This window comes from Anaerocolumna cellulosilytica (genome assembly GCF_014218335.1).
Lineage (GTDB): Bacteria > Bacillota > Clostridia > Lachnospirales > Lachnospiraceae > Anaerocolumna > Anaerocolumna cellulosilytica.
The window spans coordinates 2,800,661-2,816,384 of sequence record NZ_AP023367.1 but is presented as its reverse complement, the minus strand read 5'-3'; the positions used below and the strand labels follow the sequence as shown (position 1 = coordinate 2,816,384).

The following is a 15,724-nucleotide window of genomic DNA, read 5'->3' as shown; positions in this document are numbered from 1 at the left end:
CTTCTGTCCCTTAATAATTACTGTAATTTATATGACATATTGAAATGATGAATTACAATTTGATACCTTGCAACAAGGCCTCTCAGAAAGGAGACACTATGAACGTAACAATAGAAAATGAACCTGTTTTGGTAAAAATACACAAACGAGAGATTATCTTGGAGCAGCTGCGTAAAAAAGGATTTCGTATCACAGAGCAACGCAGACTTCTTATAGATGTAATATTGGAAGATGAATGCTCCAGCTGTAAAGAGATATATTATAAGGCAATAAAAAGAGATTCTACTGTAGGTATAGCTACTGTGTACCGTATGGTGAAGACCCTGGAAGATTTAGGGGTAATAAATCGTAAAAATCTATATCTGATTGACTATGAAAACCTGGATTTAAAGCAGGACCAGCAAGTATTATTTGTTGATGCCAATTCGGATAAAGTAGTGGAGGTTGAAAAAGGCAGCTGGTTTAAAGAATTACAGAAAGTTTTAGCTAGCCAGGGAATTACTGACATAGACAATATATCTATTCTTATTAAAAATAAGAATAAAGAGGAGGATAATTGCGATGATCAATTATATAATAGCTGCAACTGTAACAATTCTGGTTGTAAGTATCATTGTAAGAAGCGTAGTGCGTCTTAAAAAAGGAAAAAGTGCAGGTTGTGGCTGCGGCTGTGATGGCTGCAGTACAGGTTGCGGTCAGGAAGAACAGTCTTAAGACTTACAATAATATATCGTTTTTAAATCATAGTATAAGAAAAATGGTTCTAGAAAGTACATCCTAGAACCATTTTTTATATTCTTTAGGTTGCCAATTGGCAACCTTTCTTTTAGTAATTTTTGTTTCCAATTGTGTACGATTATGTTAAAATAAATCTACATATCGGGTAACTATCTACTAAAATATGGATATAAACCGAAATAGAGGGGAAAATGTAAAACATAGGAAACCAAACAGAAAAATAGAAACACAATATAATATAAAGATAAGGAAGTGAAAAACGTATGAATTCAATTATTCAGGTGAAGAATTTTACCAAACGATATGGTGATTTTATTGCGGTAAATGATATTTCTTTTGATGTGGAAGAAGGTAGTATTTTTGCATTTTTGGGTCCAAATGGTGCTGGAAAAAGCACTACGATTAACACCTTGTGTACCATATTTGAAAAAACATCCGGCTCGCTTTTAATCGACGGAAAAGATGTAACAACCCAAAAAAGTGAAGTTCGATCTGCAATCGGGGTAGTATTTCAGGATTCAACTTTGGATGCGAAAATGACCATAGAAGAAAACCTAAAAATGCATTGCGTCTTTTATAATATTCCAAGCAAAGAAGTAGAAGAGCGAATCGAATTTGTCCTAAAGCTAGTAGATTTATTGGGTGAAAGAAAAAAGATGGTTTCTGCTTTGTCAGGTGGTATGAAACGGCGTGTAGAGATTGCCCGTGGTTTAATTCATTATCCGAAGGTTTTATTTTTAGATGAACCAACAACAGGACTTGACCCTCAAACCAGAGCGCACATTTGGGAATATATAATAAAACTTCAAAAAGAAAGAAATATTACAATCTTTTTAACAACCCATTATATGGAGGAAGCAGAAATATGCAACAAGGTAGCAATCATTGATGGTGGTGTGATTGTTGCTTATGATACGCCTTTTGCCTTGAAGAAAATGTACACGAAGGATAAGGCATATATCACTACAAATAATGAAGAGGAACTGGAACGCTTGCTGGCAGCATATCATTTGGATTATATGAAAAAAGATGGATATTATAAAGCAGAGGCAGAAGATTTGACTAACTTGCTGGAGGTTCTTAGTCTTCATAAAGAATTTATTACTAATATAGAAATTAAAAAAGGTACTTTTAATGATGTATTCCTTGAAATAACAGGAAGAAAAATCAGAGAGGAGGCGTAATATGAATACTGTATTTGCATTGTGGAAAAGAGGACTAAAAGCTTTTATAAGAAATAAAACAGGGCTCATTTTTTCATTGATATTCCCTTTTTTCTTTGTTTATGTTTTTGGAGCAATCTTTAAAAATGATTTTATAGAAAATCCGATTGCTTATATGCTTTCAGGTGTTATTATAACGACAGTGTTTGAAAGTGCGCTTAATCTAGCTTCCTCCACAGTAGATGACATGGTTAGCGGATTTATGAAAGAAGTGTTAGTGTCCCCTGCTAAAAGAATATTTGTTGCATTAGGGCAGTTATTATCTGCCGCAACAGTAGCTACGTTACAGGGAGTATTAATATTAGTGATTGGTTTATTTATCGGAATTAAGTTTACTGAATGGACTACACCGTTTCTTATTCTCTTTTCTATGGTCTTTATAGGTATTGTATTTTCTGGAGTTGGATTATTTTTAGCAACGAAGGTTCGTAACGGGCAAACATTTCAGATTGTAAAGACAGCGGTGACAATGCCTCTTACGTTTTTATCAGGTGCCTATATTCCTCTGTCCATGCTGCCTGGTACGCTGAAATTTGCGGCATATTTTAATCCAATGACCTATGCCACTGCTTTCTTTCGTATGATTGTATTAGAAAAAGCCAATCTTTCCATTCCAGAGCTAATAAGTGAGGAATTGGTAGTTGTGATAAACGGCTATGCAGTTACTCCTTTTATGACTTTTGTTATTATATTAATCATTGGAGTGGTGTTTTTATTATTGTCCACGATTTCTTTTATTAAAACAGATTTTTCACGTTTAAACAGAAGTGCTACGGATGCAAATGCTATTTGGGGATAAGAATAAGTCTTTGATACGTTATACCTAAATAAAATTATATAAAAATTACCAAATTAATTGATAATAAAAATTGGCATTATAAAAAACATTAATACTCGTGAAAGAGTAATTTACGCAACATATGCGTGTCAATCAACAGAGTGACTCGTGCATAGTGATTCTATGCACGAGTTTTTTATTATTTACTGAATTATTTGATTATTGAACACCCTAAATATAACAAAATTATTGACAATAACATAATAATATGATAAATTAAACAGTGTTCAATAAATAAACACTGTTTAAAAGGGGGTGTCTATTATCAGTATTGCAGAACGAAAAGGGCGAGAGAAAGCAGAAATGCGTGAAGATATCCTAAATGCTGCCCGCAAAATATTAGCCGACAACGGAGTGGACGGAATATCCGTACGCAAAATTGCAGGAATGATTGAATATTCGCCAGCCATTATCTATCACTACTTTAAAAACAAAGAGGAAATCATTGAAATCCTAATTGAAGAAAAGTATCGAAAGATACTTGCGGATTTGTCTTTGCTTGATGCCTGTGAAAAAACACCGGAAGAAAAGCTGAAGGAAAGTATTATAAGTTTCATTCGATTAGCTGTGCAAATGGGTGATGCCTATAAAAGCATAATGTTAAATAACTCAGTCACAGTACTCTCGCATACTTCTGTATTACAGCAGGGAGCTGCTTGTGAACGTCCAGCAATCGGCATGTTATGCAAGACCTTGCGGGAACTGCCGGGTTTTAATAAAAAGGCTGATACCCAAGTGGAGCTGACAGCACAAACCATCTGGTCACTTTCCTTTGGACTCTCATTACGACTCATTGTTGAGCAAGTGGATGATGTACAGCAACAGCGGTTAATCGATTATACAACAGATTTTATTTTAAGTGCACTTAAAAAGTAGCGGATTAGAATCAGGAGAGAATTGAATGAAGTATCAGAAAAGTGTCAATGTACTTATTGTTTTAATTGTATTACTGTCCCTGCTGGCAGGTATCATCGGTATTCTGTCTATGGGAGGTTCCGGGACTCAGACTTTTCTATCTATTAATAGTGAAATTGTCCACCTCTATGGCAAAGGCATATATGTAAATGACTCGGTTGCTGCGGCTGCACAAGCTATTGCACAAGACTGGGTTACAGTATTTCTTGGAGTTCCCTTACTTATTTTTTCATGTATTTTTTCAGGAAAAAACTCACTAAGAGCTAGAATATTATTAGCCGGAACACTTGCCTATTTCCTATATACATATATGTCCTATTCATTTCTTTGCATGTATAATCATTTGTTTTTTGTTTATGTGGCTTTAATGTCCATGAGTTTTTTTGCTTTGACTCTGGTCATGGTTTCATTTGATTTACTAGAACTCAAAAAGGCGTTTAGTGAGGACTTGCCAGTTAAAACAATCGGTATTCTCATAATTATATTTGCCTGTGCAATTTCACTCATGTGGCTGGGGAGAATTGTACCGTCTTTGGTTAATGGAGGTACTCCATCTATCTTGGAACATTACACGACCCTTGTCATACAGGTGCTGGATTTGGGCTTTGTCATCCCAGTATCTTTTTTGTCAGCTATATTGCTCATACGTAGAAAGCCTATTGGATTACTGCTTTCTTCTGTCATGTGTATGAAAGGTGCGACCATGTTGACCTCACTTACGGGTATGGTAATTAACCAAGCACTTGCCGGAGTAAAAATGTCCATTGCCGAAATTGTGATTTTTCCTGCTGCAAATGTTCTTGTTTTGATTGGTGTATTTGCATTTATGACAAAAATTAAAGAACCTGATGCCGATAAAGCTATCAAACAATGAAAGGAAGAAATTTATATGAAAAGCATAATCATATATACAACACGTTATGGTTGCACTGCTGAAGTAGCAAGACGAATACAAAAAGAGCTTGGGGACGAATGTACGATTATTGATATCAAGAAGGAAAGTGTGCCACTGCTAGACACATTTGATACCGTTATTCTAGGGGGATCTATTTACATTGGTAAAGTTCAAAAAGAGATGACTTTGTTTTGTACAACTAATTTAGAACAGTTGCTTACAAAAAAGATTGGTCTGTACATCAGCGCAGGTGCACAAACGCAAGAAGAATGCTACAAGGAACTGCTCGGAGCCTTTCCGTCGGAATTGCATGCTCATGCCACTACAAAAAATGTACTTGGATATGCTTTCTCGTTTGACAAGATGCGTTTCTTTGATAAATTAATTATGAAAAAAATTAAGGGTAATGCTGTGAACACCGCTACCTACTTTGAGGAGCGTATTGCACAGTTTGCAAAAGGAATCACAGCCGGTACAACGTATAATGAGACAAGTCAGGCGTTTTAATCAACGGGTCAAAATGGGTTTTGTATTTGTATAATAGGGTAGTACATAATAGTAGAACGTGTTTTTGAAATATAAATAAGGTTATATTCATGTTTAGCATAAGCTTTACAGAGTATAACCTTATTAGTTTTTATCGCGTTTGCAACATTATATAGTATGTATTAAATTTTAGTTGAATCTATCATTTATTCGCCGATCGCCTCATCAAACTGTGTGTGGTATAGCCTGGCATAAGCACCGTTTTGAGCCAGGAGTTGTATATGACTACCTTTCTCAATGATTTTACCCTTATTCATTACGACTATTTCATCTGCATTGACCACAGTAGAAAGTCGATGGGCAATTAGGATGGTAGTACGACCAACCATAAGCCTGTCCAATGCCTCCTGTATTAATCTTTCTGATTGCGAATCCAGTGCAGAAGTTGCTTCATCCAAGATTAAGATTTTAGGATTTTTAATAAATACCCGGGCAATAGCGATACGTTGTTTTTGACCGCCGGACAGTTTTGCTCCTCGCTCGCCAAGTACCGTATCAAAGCCATCCGGCATGCCCTCAATAAAATCATATGCATTAGCAGCTTTTGCAGCTGCAATGATATCCTCTTCAGAAGCCTCAGGGTTTCCATAGAGAATGTTTTCACGTATAGAACCACTGAACAAAATTGTTTCCTGAGGCACAATACCGACCTGCTGCCTTAATGAATGAACCTTGTATTCTCTGATATCCCTGCCATCCAAACAGACACTGCCGCAGTCTATGTCATAGAATCTGGGAATTAAGGACACTAGGGTGGATTTACCAGAGCCACTGGCCCCCACTAGCGCAATACGTTCTCCAGCATGAATGGAAAGATTCATATTTTTGATAATCTTTTCGTTTTCTTCGTAACTAAAACTAATGTTTTTCAGTAGTATTTCACCACGAACATTTGTACATTCTACTGCATTAGGGGTATCCTGAATATCAGGGGTTTCATCCATTACATGTAGTACCCGTTCCAGAGCAGCCATAGAGGTAGAATATACAACGTTTAATTCGGCAAAGCGGTTAATGGGAAGATAGAAACTTCCAAGATAAGCATAAAAGGTAATTAATTCACCTATGGTAAGTACACCGCTATTAATTCGCTGGCATCCTACCCATACTACAATAATAGGTGCGAGAGCTGTCAGATAACCGGTAACAGTAGTATTAAGAGAAGATAGCATTCCGCTTTGCAATTGGAAATTTAGTAATTTGGCGGCTTCATTACGAAAGCGTTTTCTTTCAAATTCTTCATGGGTAAAAGCTTGCACAACAGAATAGCCACCTACTTTCTCCTGTACATGGGCTGACATTTCCTCTGTCTCATCCTGTACCATATGGCTGTTACGCTTAACCTTACGGCCAATTTTTTTACTGACGACCAGATAAAAGGGGAAAATAGAAAGGGAAGCCAGAGTAAGCACCCAGTCCATCCGTAGTAAAATAAATAGCAGCGCAATCACCAGCACTCCATCCATCCATATATTGGTTAAAGCATTGCCCACTAAATTAGAAACAAGGGCAATATCATTCATTAATACGGATACAATACCTCCCGATTGGTGTTTACTGTAATAGGAAGCGGACATCCTTTGCATATGCTTATATAAATCATAACGTAAGGCAAAAGTCACCTGATTACCTGCTTTTGATGTAAAATAATGCCTGACATAAGTTCCCGGAATCCAAAGAAAGGTATAAATTCCAACAATAATGAGTGTCCAGTAATTCAACTGATATATTTTTTCTGAAGCACTGAGAACACTGTTTGAACTAAATACATCATCTATAAAATGCTGCATAATACGAGGGAATATAAGCGGCACAGTAAACTTAATGATACCCCCCGCCGCTGCGATAACAATAAGCCAGATATGTGGCCTGACGTAACGCAAAAAGCGTTTAAACGAACTTTTTGTACCGTGACGCTTCGATTTACTACATGTTGCTCCTTCTGTCATAATTAATTTCATCCTCCTGTTTGATTCATGTAATTATATAATAGCATTGATGCGTAAAAAACTAAATGTATTATCTTTCATTCCTAAAATATATATTTTGTTATTTATATACGATAAAAACTAAAATAGCAAAAAGAAAGAATTGGAGATAAACAATGCCTATTATAGAGGTTCGGATAGGCTTCCAATTCATAATGTTAGCTATGCAATTTACATATTTTATGCTATTATAGAGACAATAGAATTCCAGTAAAGGTCGGAAAGACGCTGCTCTTGTTAAAAGGATAAGGTAAATTGTATTCATAGTAATAGAATAAATTATAGTTAGTAGTCTTATTTCGGGCAGTTAGGAGTGTATCTAGATATAAGTCGATATTATGTTGACACATTATAGCGTATAGTACATAATTTTTTAATAAAACATAAAACTACAGGAGGATTTTATAATGAAATGGTCAAAAAAAGTTATTTTACCGCTGTCACTTTTACTCATCTTGTCTTTTGTTACTCCAGTTCCTTATACTCATAACTATGTTGCAGCAGCGACTGTAAGGATTAGTAAGACCAAAATCACCATGGGGGTAGGAGAAACTACTACACTAAATGTAAGTGGAACAAAGAAAGCTGTAAGATGGGCAACCGGTAACAAAAAAGTAGCTACTGTATCATCTAAAGGATTGGTAACGGCTAAATCAGCTGGAATTGTTACTATAACTGCTACTGTTAATGGTGAAAAATACACTTGTAAAGTAACAGTAAAGTCAGTTTTAACCTCTGAACAAGCCACAGAAAATATTCAATACGTAACCCAAGAAACAAATGACGGATTAATAGTCATACTGCAAAATGATAACACATTAGATGTAGCAACCGAAGTGAAAGTTGTGTACTATGGTAAGAATGGAGATATAGTATCAACGGACAATTATCATATTAAAACAATGAAATCCGGTGGTCTGGCAGTAGTGGATTTTAATTACCCACGCAATAAAAATAATAAAAAGATAAAATACGATAGATTTGAGATAATTCCGACTGTTACTATGGATTCTGTGCCGCAATTAAAGAGTTATGTTAACGAAGTATCGGTTTCGTCTACTATTGGAACAGATGGAATAATAGCAAAAGTAACAAACAATTCCAATGTAACTTTGAATGAAATAGATTTAATAATATTGTATTATAGCAATAATATTCTTGTGGGTTATAAAAAGCAAAATGTCAACAATTTAAAATCTAAAAAAAGTAAGAAGGTTGAGTTTGCCATTCCTTTGGATAATAATAATTACGACATTTTATATGACAATTATAATATCATAATTAATGAAGCCTATACTCTTGATTAAGTTTATTAAAAGACCATCACTGCTGCAAACCGAAGCAATCTTATAATTGTTTCAAAGCCTGTATACCTTCAAAAGTCATTATAATAAAACATCCAGAAAGAAAAAATATTAGCACTCACAGATTTTGTGAGTGCTATATCTCTTATAAAAATAAAATTTATTAACTTTTTCGTATGTAATTACTCCATTTTTTCCCTTAACTTAACCTTATTAGCAGCACTTCTTCTTCTAGAATCTTCTATTGCTGCATAGTGCTTTTTGGTGGTATTAACATCCTTATGTCCTAAAACATCTGCTACTAAATAAATGTCTCCTGTTTCACGATAAAGGCTGGTACCATAGGTACTCCTTAATTTGTGGGGTGTTATCTTTTTAAGCTTCGTAACCAGACCAGCATACTTTTTAACTAGGTTTTCGACAGCTTTAACACTAATTCGTCTTTTCTGCAAGGATAAAAATAGTGCGTCTTCATGTCCTTCCGCTATGAGTACCTGTTCCCGTTCCTTAAGATAATCCTCTAAAGCTTCCCGTACTTCCTCCCCAAAATAAATAATTGATTCAGATCCGCCTTTTCTTCTTATCTTTACGCCGTCATTGTTAAAATCTATATCATTTAAGTCTAATCCGACACATTCGGATACACGAATTCCAGTCCCGAGAAGAAGCGTAATAATCGCAAGATCCCTAACTTTTGTTTTACCGTGAAATTTCTGCTGGGATTTTGTCATTTTCTCACCAGATTCTACTTCATCCAGCATTTTAGCAACTTCATCAATGTCTAGCCTGATAATTTCTTTCTGATGAAGCTTTGGTATATCAACCAGTGCCGCCGGATTGGTTTGAATCATCTCTTTTTTAAAATAATAATTATAAAAGCTCCTTAAAGAGATTAACTTTCGCTTTTTTCCATTTTCCTGGTTTAGGTGTTCTGAAACGCCTTTTTTGTAATACGTTAGATAATCTAAATATTCTTCTAAATCAATTGCTTTAATCTGATCTAATATTTCAACTTTTAATTCTCTAATTGGTGTGCTTCTTAAAGACGGATTCATTTGGTACAAGAAGTTGAAAAACACCCTAAGGTCATATGCATATGCTATACGTGTCAGAGATGATGTAGTAGGTTCAATGCCACGAAAAAAATCACTGCAAAAACTGGGTAACTCCGCCATTATTGAGCGTAAACGCATGGTATTTTCTATATTTTTTTGTTCATGATATGTACGTTCTGCCATAAATCATTCCTCTTTGTATATTAGTTCTTACACTTTCTTAATTATATCTAGTCTTGTGAAACACTTTGTTTAGAAGGAGAAAGTGGATAAAATCATCAAAAGAAAACGGGTTTCCAATAATTGTAATCCGATTTGGCGATTTCGATTGGTTCCTCCACAGGAAATGACTGTTTCACAATTCTCTATTTATTATATCATTAAAATAACAATATGACCATAATTTTGCAAATAGTATATGTACGTCCTATAAGTAGATGACTTATGATATGACGTATATTCCAGTTTTACTAAATAATCATAGAGTAAAGATATTACTAAGCTTGCAGGTAAAAAATGTCATGTATATAAAAAATGAAAAATATCAAAAAAGTGACATAATTTTAACACTATTTAACATTAATGTTAGTCATGTATTAAGTGTAATAGGAAATATATACAAAAGAAGAGAAAACTAAAAAGTCAGGAGGTGTTGCAGGTAACTCGCTAACAAAAGATGAGGGAATATAAAGTACATAATTCATAAGAATGAGACTTACTGTATTTACCCATTGACTAATGGAACTAGTAGTTTTGGAAAATAGCAGAAGTCCAAAAAGTAACTTGTAAACGAGGAAAGCTAAGTATAGCATGATACATTATTAGTTAATATTACTAAGTAATGATAAAATACAAAAGGATGATTTCAGTATGTTAAAAAAATGGGTCAATGCGAAACATTTGTTGATTGTGTTTATTTTAGTCTGCCTGCCATTTACAAATGCCCTGGCTGCCTCTAAATTAAATTTATATTATCACACAACGAAAAAAAATGTAACATATACCGGACAACAGGTGAAGTATACCTACGACGGTAAGGCGATTAATATGAGGAATACACCGGGTATCATTATTGATGGTACAGCTCTTGCGTCCTTTAATGATGTATTCGTTAAATCGCCTATAAAACTAAAATACACCTATAATGAGGCAAAGGGAATTCTAACTTTATCCCAAGGCAGTACAACCTTAGTACTGACCACAGGTAGTAAAACTGCTACTTTAAATGGCAAAAAGGTCAATATGTCGGTTGCACCCATGAAAGTTAAATTTAAAGATGCCAAATCTACAAAATTGTTGGTACCAACAAGATTTGTAGCGGAATCTTTCGGTTATTCTTATGTATGGAACAGTCAGACTTCAACCGCAGCTATATCACAGTCTTTAAAATTGTATTATAACAACAAAACGGTATCCTATACAGGAACCCAAGGTGCTGTTACCATCAATGGAAACAAAGTAAAACAGAACGATATGCCAAGTATTGTTATTAATGATACCGCTATGATAAGGGCGTGGAAGGTATTTGGAGCCACCTCCATTAAAGCCGGCTATCGATTCAATTCCGCTACTAAGGAATTAACCTTAACAAAAGGAGATACAGTAGTAAAACTTACAATGGGCAGTAAAACTGCTTATGTTAATGGCAAGGCAAGGACTATGTCGGCAGCGCCTTTGGTAGTTGACAATCTGGAAACAGGTCTTTCTTATGTTATGGTACCGGGAAGTAATGTATCATCTTATCTTGGGTATGATTATTCCTGGAATTCAGCTACAAAGACATCTCAGCTTACAACCAGAACAACTCCGGTAGAGCCAGATCCAGACAAAGATGATGGTCCTGATTTGGGTGGAGATTCATTACCAGATATAATCGCGTTTAACTGGGGATTGGATTCTGACAATGTAACAGAATATACTGATTTAAGCAACATAACAAGTATTACTGAAGTTTCTGATGATACCGGGTCAACAGCATTTATTGATGGGATAGCAATAGAAACGGTTGCAAGTATCAATAAAGAAGTTTATGCAATACGTTCTAGCATTCCGTTCAGTAAAGCGCAACTTACCCAAAATGAACAGGTATTAAATTTACATATCAATAATTCCACCATCAATGCCAATGAATATACTTTAGGTGGAAGCTTAATAGGAACGATTACTTCGGCAGCAACAGCAGAAGATATCTCCACCAATATCAGCTTTCCGCTTTTATATGAAAATACTATGTATACTCTATCTTTATCAGAAGATAAGTGCACTATATATGTAACATTGTATTCAAACTCACTTAATACGATTACAGCAGGACATAGTGGCGGCAATGATTACATTGAAATAACGGGAATGAAAAATTTAATACCTGTAATAACTGAAACGGATGATTTAGTCACTTTACAGTTTACCAACACAGTAAATGGGATTGGTGATAACTACATCGTTACCGGTTTAGATACACTGAAATCTGTTACTGGTACAACGAATGGCAGAACGGTTAGCATTATCTTAGAAAAATCCGCTGCTTCTGAATACAAAGTGGAACAAAACGGAAACAGTATGAAAGTTATTTTTATGGAAGAAGAAGTGGAGTCATTAGATTATTCCGTTCAATTCGACCTGCCAAGTGATATCTTATATTCTGATATTACAACAGAAGACCGTTACTACAAGAATCAGATTGCTATAATGGTTCCCGGTAATCAAGTTAGCTACTACAAATCAAATCCGGTGAAATCCGGAAATCCGGTAGTTAAAAGTATTACTGTAAATTATGCCAATAGCAGAACGGAAATTGTGATTACCACCACTAAATTACAGGGCTATAAGCTGGCCAGAATAGATAAAAAGGTTGGTATAGCTTTGGGTAATCCAAGCGATATTTACAAAAACATTGTTGTATTAGATGCAGGTCATGGCGGAACTGACCCAGGTGCTGTTCGTACCTTAAATGGTAAAACCATTTATGAAAGAGATATTAACTTTAAAATAATGTACGATTTGACACAGAAATATTTTAATGGGACAGATTCACCAGTTAAGGCTTACTATTCAAGATACGATAATACAAAGGTTGATTTGTATGAACGTGCCGCCTTTGCTAAAAAGGTTGGTGCTGATATCTTTATAAGCCTTCATATGAATGCTAATAATAACACTTCGCCTAATGGTACAGAAATATACTACAGTAATACCAATAATTCTGTTACTGAATCCGGCTTAACCAGTAAAAATCTGGCTAACATTTTTTTAAATTCCCTGCCAGGTAAAATTGGTACTAACAAACGCTATATATCAGCTCAGAATTATGTAGTTATACGTGAGAATACAGTACCGGCTATTTTAATTGAGTTAGCTTTTATGTCAAACAAGGGAGATTTAGCATTAATGACATCTTCCAGTTTTCAAGAGAAAACCGCAAAAGCAATCTACGAAATAACCTGCAGTGTATTTGATTCTTACCCAACCGGTAGATAAGCTGTAAATAAACAGAAATAAATAGGCCTGCCATAATAGTAAAAAAATGATTTAACCAGATATTAGATACTATGGCAGGCTTATATTTCTATCTGTTTTAATAACCATATTTTTACATTTAGAAATTGAAATATTATGTATCACGTTAACCGAGTTCGTACCCAAATTTGTGGCGGGGCAACAGCTAATGGAGCAAAAGGATGGTTCCAAATAAGTTTATATATTTGAAAGGATTCAGACAAATGATGAAAAATAAGAAGATAAGATGGTATATACAGGTGTTCCTCCTGTTATTCCTCAGTATTTTTACAATAGGTACAAACCATGTACTGGCCGCTGACACTACAAAGCCTAAGATAACTTTGACTGCGGATACAGTCACTCCAACCAATGAGAAATTGGAGGTCTTAGTGAATGCCACCGATGCTTCTGGTATTAAGACCGTCAAATGGGCCACTGGAAACAGAAAAGTGTCCTATTTCAAAAGCAATGGAACAAACCTCACATTAAGTAAAAACAATGCCAGTGTAACTATAGCTAAGAACGGTACTTATACTTTTTATGCAATAGATAAGGCCGGCAATGAAGCAATAAAGAAACTCACAATTTCCACCATAGATATTATTGCGCCTTCATTAAATGTGACAAAGAGTACAGAAGATTTAACAAAAGGGAATGTTGTATTGAATTTTACTGTAAGTGACGAGGGACTTGGCATCAAAAGTTTACGTTACTTAATTGGTTCAAAAACGGAGAATGATTTTAAAAATGCAGGTAAAGTGATAAAATTAACTAGAACCAGTACCGAGACAGAAGAGGCAAAGAACATCTTTTTGTACAGCGGCAGGCTTACGGTTAAAACAAACAATACTTTTACCTTCTTAGTTATTGATAGTGCCGGAAATACATATCTGACGACTACAAACGTCGAAAATATTGATAAGACAGCACCAACTCTTACCTATACACTTAATACAAGCAAACCAACCAATCAACCGGTCACTGTAACAATTACGGGAACAGATAATGGTTCAGGTATAGCAAAGGCACAGTATTTAACCGGAAGTAAAACCATAACAGATTTTGGGGACACAAGTGACTCTGCGCCCATAGACCTTAAGCTAGATGCAAATGGAAAAAGTAGTTTTAAAACAGATACAAATAATACTTTTACTGTGTTATTAACTGACAATGCCGGAAACGAAACGCTTCAGATGATTGATGTAACTAATATTGATACAAAGAATCCAACTATTTCTTTGAATTACGCTGCTATAAATCAGGCAGCCACTATTACCTATACGGTAACGGATGCGGCAGGTATAGCAAGTGTACGCTATCTAAAAGGCACAAATACCGATATTTCTTCTGATAAATGGAATAGTGCTAAGGATGTTACAAAGAGCAACAACTTTAAAGTAACGTCAGCCGGCAATTACAGCATAATGGTAGAAGATTTAGCGGGTAATCGAACAATCCAAGAAATATATGTGGAATTAGAACTGAAAGCTGTCTGGATTTCTTTTCTTGAATTTCAGGCATATGGAAAGAATGGATATACAGAAGCGAACTTCAAAAAAACCATTGATACGATGTTTGACAATATTGTTGATTTGAAAATGAATGCAGTAATCGTACAAGTACGCCCTTTTGGAGATGCCATGTATCCATCTGCATATTTTCCGTGGTCAAAATATATCTCCGGAACACAAGGCAAAGATCCCGGCTTTGACCCCTTGAAATATATGGTAACAGCTGCACATGATAGAGGTCTGGAAATTCACGCCTGGTTAAATCCATATCGTGTAACTACATCCAGTACGGATTTCAAAAGTCTTTCTAAGGATAACCCTGCCAGAATGTGGAGGGAAGATAAGGATACCTCCAATGACCGTAATGTATTATCATTTGGAGGCAACCTATACTATAACCCCGCAGTTAAGGAAGTGCAGGAGTTAATTACCAACGGTATTAAGGAAATTGTCACAAATTATGATGTTGATGGAATCCATTTTGATGATTATTTCTATCCTTCTCTGGGAAGTAAATATGCATCTAATTTCGACTCCGTTGAATATAAAGCCTATACAGCAGAGTGTAAGACAAACGGAACGAAGGCTTTGGGAATAGCGGATTGGAGAAGGAATAATGTAAATACTCTTGTAAAGAATGTTTATTCTTCTATAAAAGCTATAAACCCCAATGTGCAATTTGGAATTAGCCCGGGAGGGTTTATTGATTCATTAGCCAGCGATCTGGGCTACTATGTTGATGTTAAGACTTGGTTGTCTTCCGATGGCTACATTGATTATATCTGCCCGCAAATATACTGGACTTTTTCTCATAAAACCTATCCATTTGACAAAACATTGGATAAATGGTTATCATATCGCACCAGTTCATCTGTAAAAGTCTATGTGGGAATTGCAAATTACAGAGCTGGCTCGACCTTGGAAACGGATTGGAAAAACGACCCGGATGTTTTGAAAAAACAGATAGAATATAGTCGTAAAACAGGTAAAGTAGATGGTTTCATGTTCTTTAGATACGATTTCTTTTATAATAAGGTGTGCAAACCTGGAGTTGATAGATTATTAAAGATATTATAAGTTTTAACCGAATCTATATGTACCAAAAAAGCCAGCAGTTTTCTGCTGGCTTTTTTTAGTACATACATAAGAACCGAAAAATCGCTATTTAGTTTACATAATAATATTATGTATCTGAAATATTTAACTTGCTATC

Annotated in this window: 12 protein-coding genes; 10 read left to right on the top strand and 2 right to left on the bottom strand. The window is 35.3% G+C overall.

Annotation, left to right across the window (positions count from 1 at the left end; all coding sequences use genetic code 11):
• Positions 1 to 98 precede the first annotated feature (98 nt).
• The 7 genes from acsn021_RS11490 (at position 99) to acsn021_RS11465 (ending at position 5,116) form a co-directional block, all read left to right on the top strand.
• Entirely contained in the window at positions 99 to 638 is a 540-nt protein-coding gene (locus acsn021_RS11490) for a Fur family transcriptional regulator (RefSeq protein WP_184089323.1), read from the top strand.
• Complete coding sequence (locus acsn021_RS23260; protein WP_408626155.1) at positions 628 to 714, top strand: hypothetical protein; 87 nt, start codon at positions 628 to 630, stop codon at positions 712 to 714. Before acsn021_RS11490 ends, acsn021_RS23260 begins: the two co-directional genes overlap by 11 nt.
• A 287-nt stretch (positions 715 to 1,001) precedes the next feature.
• Positions 1,002 to 1,922 carry an ABC transporter ATP-binding protein gene (locus acsn021_RS11485; RefSeq protein WP_184089326.1) on the top strand — a complete coding sequence of 307 codons (921 nt, stop codon included), beginning with the start codon at positions 1,002 to 1,004 and terminating at the stop codon, positions 1,920 to 1,922.
• A gap of 1 nt (position 1,923) precedes the next feature.
• Complete coding sequence (locus acsn021_RS11480) at positions 1,924 to 2,760, top strand: ABC transporter permease (RefSeq protein ID WP_184089329.1); 837 nt, start codon at positions 1,924 to 1,926, stop codon at positions 2,758 to 2,760.
• 342 nt (positions 2,761 to 3,102) lie between these two features.
• Entirely contained in the window at positions 3,103 to 3,675 is a 573-nt protein-coding gene (locus acsn021_RS11475; protein WP_184089332.1) for a TetR/AcrR family transcriptional regulator, read from the top strand.
• A gap of 25 nt (positions 3,676 to 3,700) precedes the next feature.
• The gene (locus acsn021_RS11470) at positions 3,701 to 4,588 is read left to right on the top strand and encodes a hypothetical protein (protein ID WP_184089335.1); all 888 of its coding nucleotides are present in this window, start codon (positions 3,701 to 3,703) and stop codon (positions 4,586 to 4,588) included.
• A 15-nt stretch (positions 4,589 to 4,603) separates the two neighbouring features.
• Entirely contained in the window at positions 4,604 to 5,116 is a 513-nt protein-coding gene (locus acsn021_RS11465) for a flavodoxin domain-containing protein (protein ID WP_184089338.1), read from the top strand.
• Between the two features lie 185 nt (positions 5,117 to 5,301).
• On the opposite strand, the gene acsn021_RS11460 is transcribed toward acsn021_RS11465, so the two are convergent.
• The gene (locus acsn021_RS11460; protein WP_184089341.1) at positions 5,302 to 7,104 is read right to left on the bottom strand and encodes an ABC transporter ATP-binding protein; all 1,803 of its coding nucleotides are present in this window, start codon (positions 7,102 to 7,104) and stop codon (positions 5,302 to 5,304) included.
• Positions 7,105 to 7,550: 446 nt separating this feature from the next.
• Here acsn021_RS11460 and acsn021_RS11455 point away from each other — a divergent pair, with 446 nt between their 5' ends.
• The gene (locus tag acsn021_RS11455) at positions 7,551 to 8,450 is read left to right on the top strand and encodes an Ig-like domain-containing protein (RefSeq protein WP_184089344.1); all 900 of its coding nucleotides are present in this window, start codon (positions 7,551 to 7,553) and stop codon (positions 8,448 to 8,450) included.
• A 179-nt stretch (positions 8,451 to 8,629) separates the two neighbouring features.
• Here the strand turns inward: acsn021_RS11455 and acsn021_RS11450 are convergent, their stop codons facing one another.
• Positions 8,630 to 9,685 carry a tyrosine-type recombinase/integrase gene (locus acsn021_RS11450; protein WP_184089347.1) on the bottom strand — a complete coding sequence of 352 codons (1,056 nt, stop codon included), beginning with the start codon at positions 9,683 to 9,685 and terminating at the stop codon, positions 8,630 to 8,632.
• Positions 9,686 to 10,372: 687 nt separating this feature from the next.
• On the opposite strand from acsn021_RS11450, the gene acsn021_RS11445 reads away from it, so the two are divergent.
• Together acsn021_RS11445 and acsn021_RS11440 are read left to right on the top strand one after the other, a co-directional pair.
• Positions 10,373 to 12,979: an N-acetylmuramoyl-L-alanine amidase gene (locus acsn021_RS11445; protein WP_184089350.1), complete on the top strand. Its 2,607-nt coding sequence runs from the start codon at positions 10,373 to 10,375 to the stop codon at positions 12,977 to 12,979.
• Between the two features lie 242 nt (positions 12,980 to 13,221).
• Positions 13,222 to 15,588: a glycoside hydrolase family 10 protein gene (locus tag acsn021_RS11440; protein WP_184089354.1), complete on the top strand. Its 2,367-nt coding sequence runs from the start codon at positions 13,222 to 13,224 to the stop codon at positions 15,586 to 15,588.
• Positions 15,589 to 15,724: the final 136 nt, after the last annotated feature.

What these genes read in the sequence shown, in the direction of transcription:
- acsn021_RS11490 (WP_184089323.1), top strand. Translation starts at nt 99, where the DNA reads ATGAACGTAACAATAGAAAATGAACCTGTTTTGGTAAAAATACACAAA.
- acsn021_RS11485 (WP_184089326.1), top strand. Translation starts at nt 1,002, where the DNA reads ATGAATTCAATTATTCAGGTGAAGAATTTTACCAAACGATATGGTGAT.
- acsn021_RS11480 (WP_184089329.1), top strand. Translation starts at nt 1,924, where the DNA reads ATGAATACTGTATTTGCATTGTGGAAAAGAGGACTAAAAGCTTTTATA.
- acsn021_RS11475 (WP_184089332.1), top strand. Translation starts at nt 3,103, where the DNA reads ATGCGTGAAGATATCCTAAATGCTGCCCGCAAAATATTAGCCGACAAC.
- acsn021_RS11470 (WP_184089335.1), top strand. Translation starts at nt 3,701, where the DNA reads ATGAAGTATCAGAAAAGTGTCAATGTACTTATTGTTTTAATTGTATTA.
- acsn021_RS11465 (WP_184089338.1), top strand. Translation starts at nt 4,604, where the DNA reads ATGAAAAGCATAATCATATATACAACACGTTATGGTTGCACTGCTGAA.
- acsn021_RS11460 (WP_184089341.1), bottom strand. Translation starts at nt 7,104, where the DNA reads ATGACAGAAGGAGCAACATGTAGTAAATCGAAGCGTCACGGTACAAAA.
- acsn021_RS11455 (WP_184089344.1), top strand. Translation starts at nt 7,551, where the DNA reads ATGAAATGGTCAAAAAAAGTTATTTTACCGCTGTCACTTTTACTCATC.
- acsn021_RS11450 (WP_184089347.1), bottom strand. Translation starts at nt 9,685, where the DNA reads ATGGCAGAACGTACATATCATGAACAAAAAAATATAGAAAATACCATG.
- acsn021_RS11445 (WP_184089350.1), top strand. Translation starts at nt 10,373, where the DNA reads ATGTTAAAAAAATGGGTCAATGCGAAACATTTGTTGATTGTGTTTATT.
- acsn021_RS11440 (WP_184089354.1), top strand. Translation starts at nt 13,222, where the DNA reads ATGATGAAAAATAAGAAGATAAGATGGTATATACAGGTGTTCCTCCTG.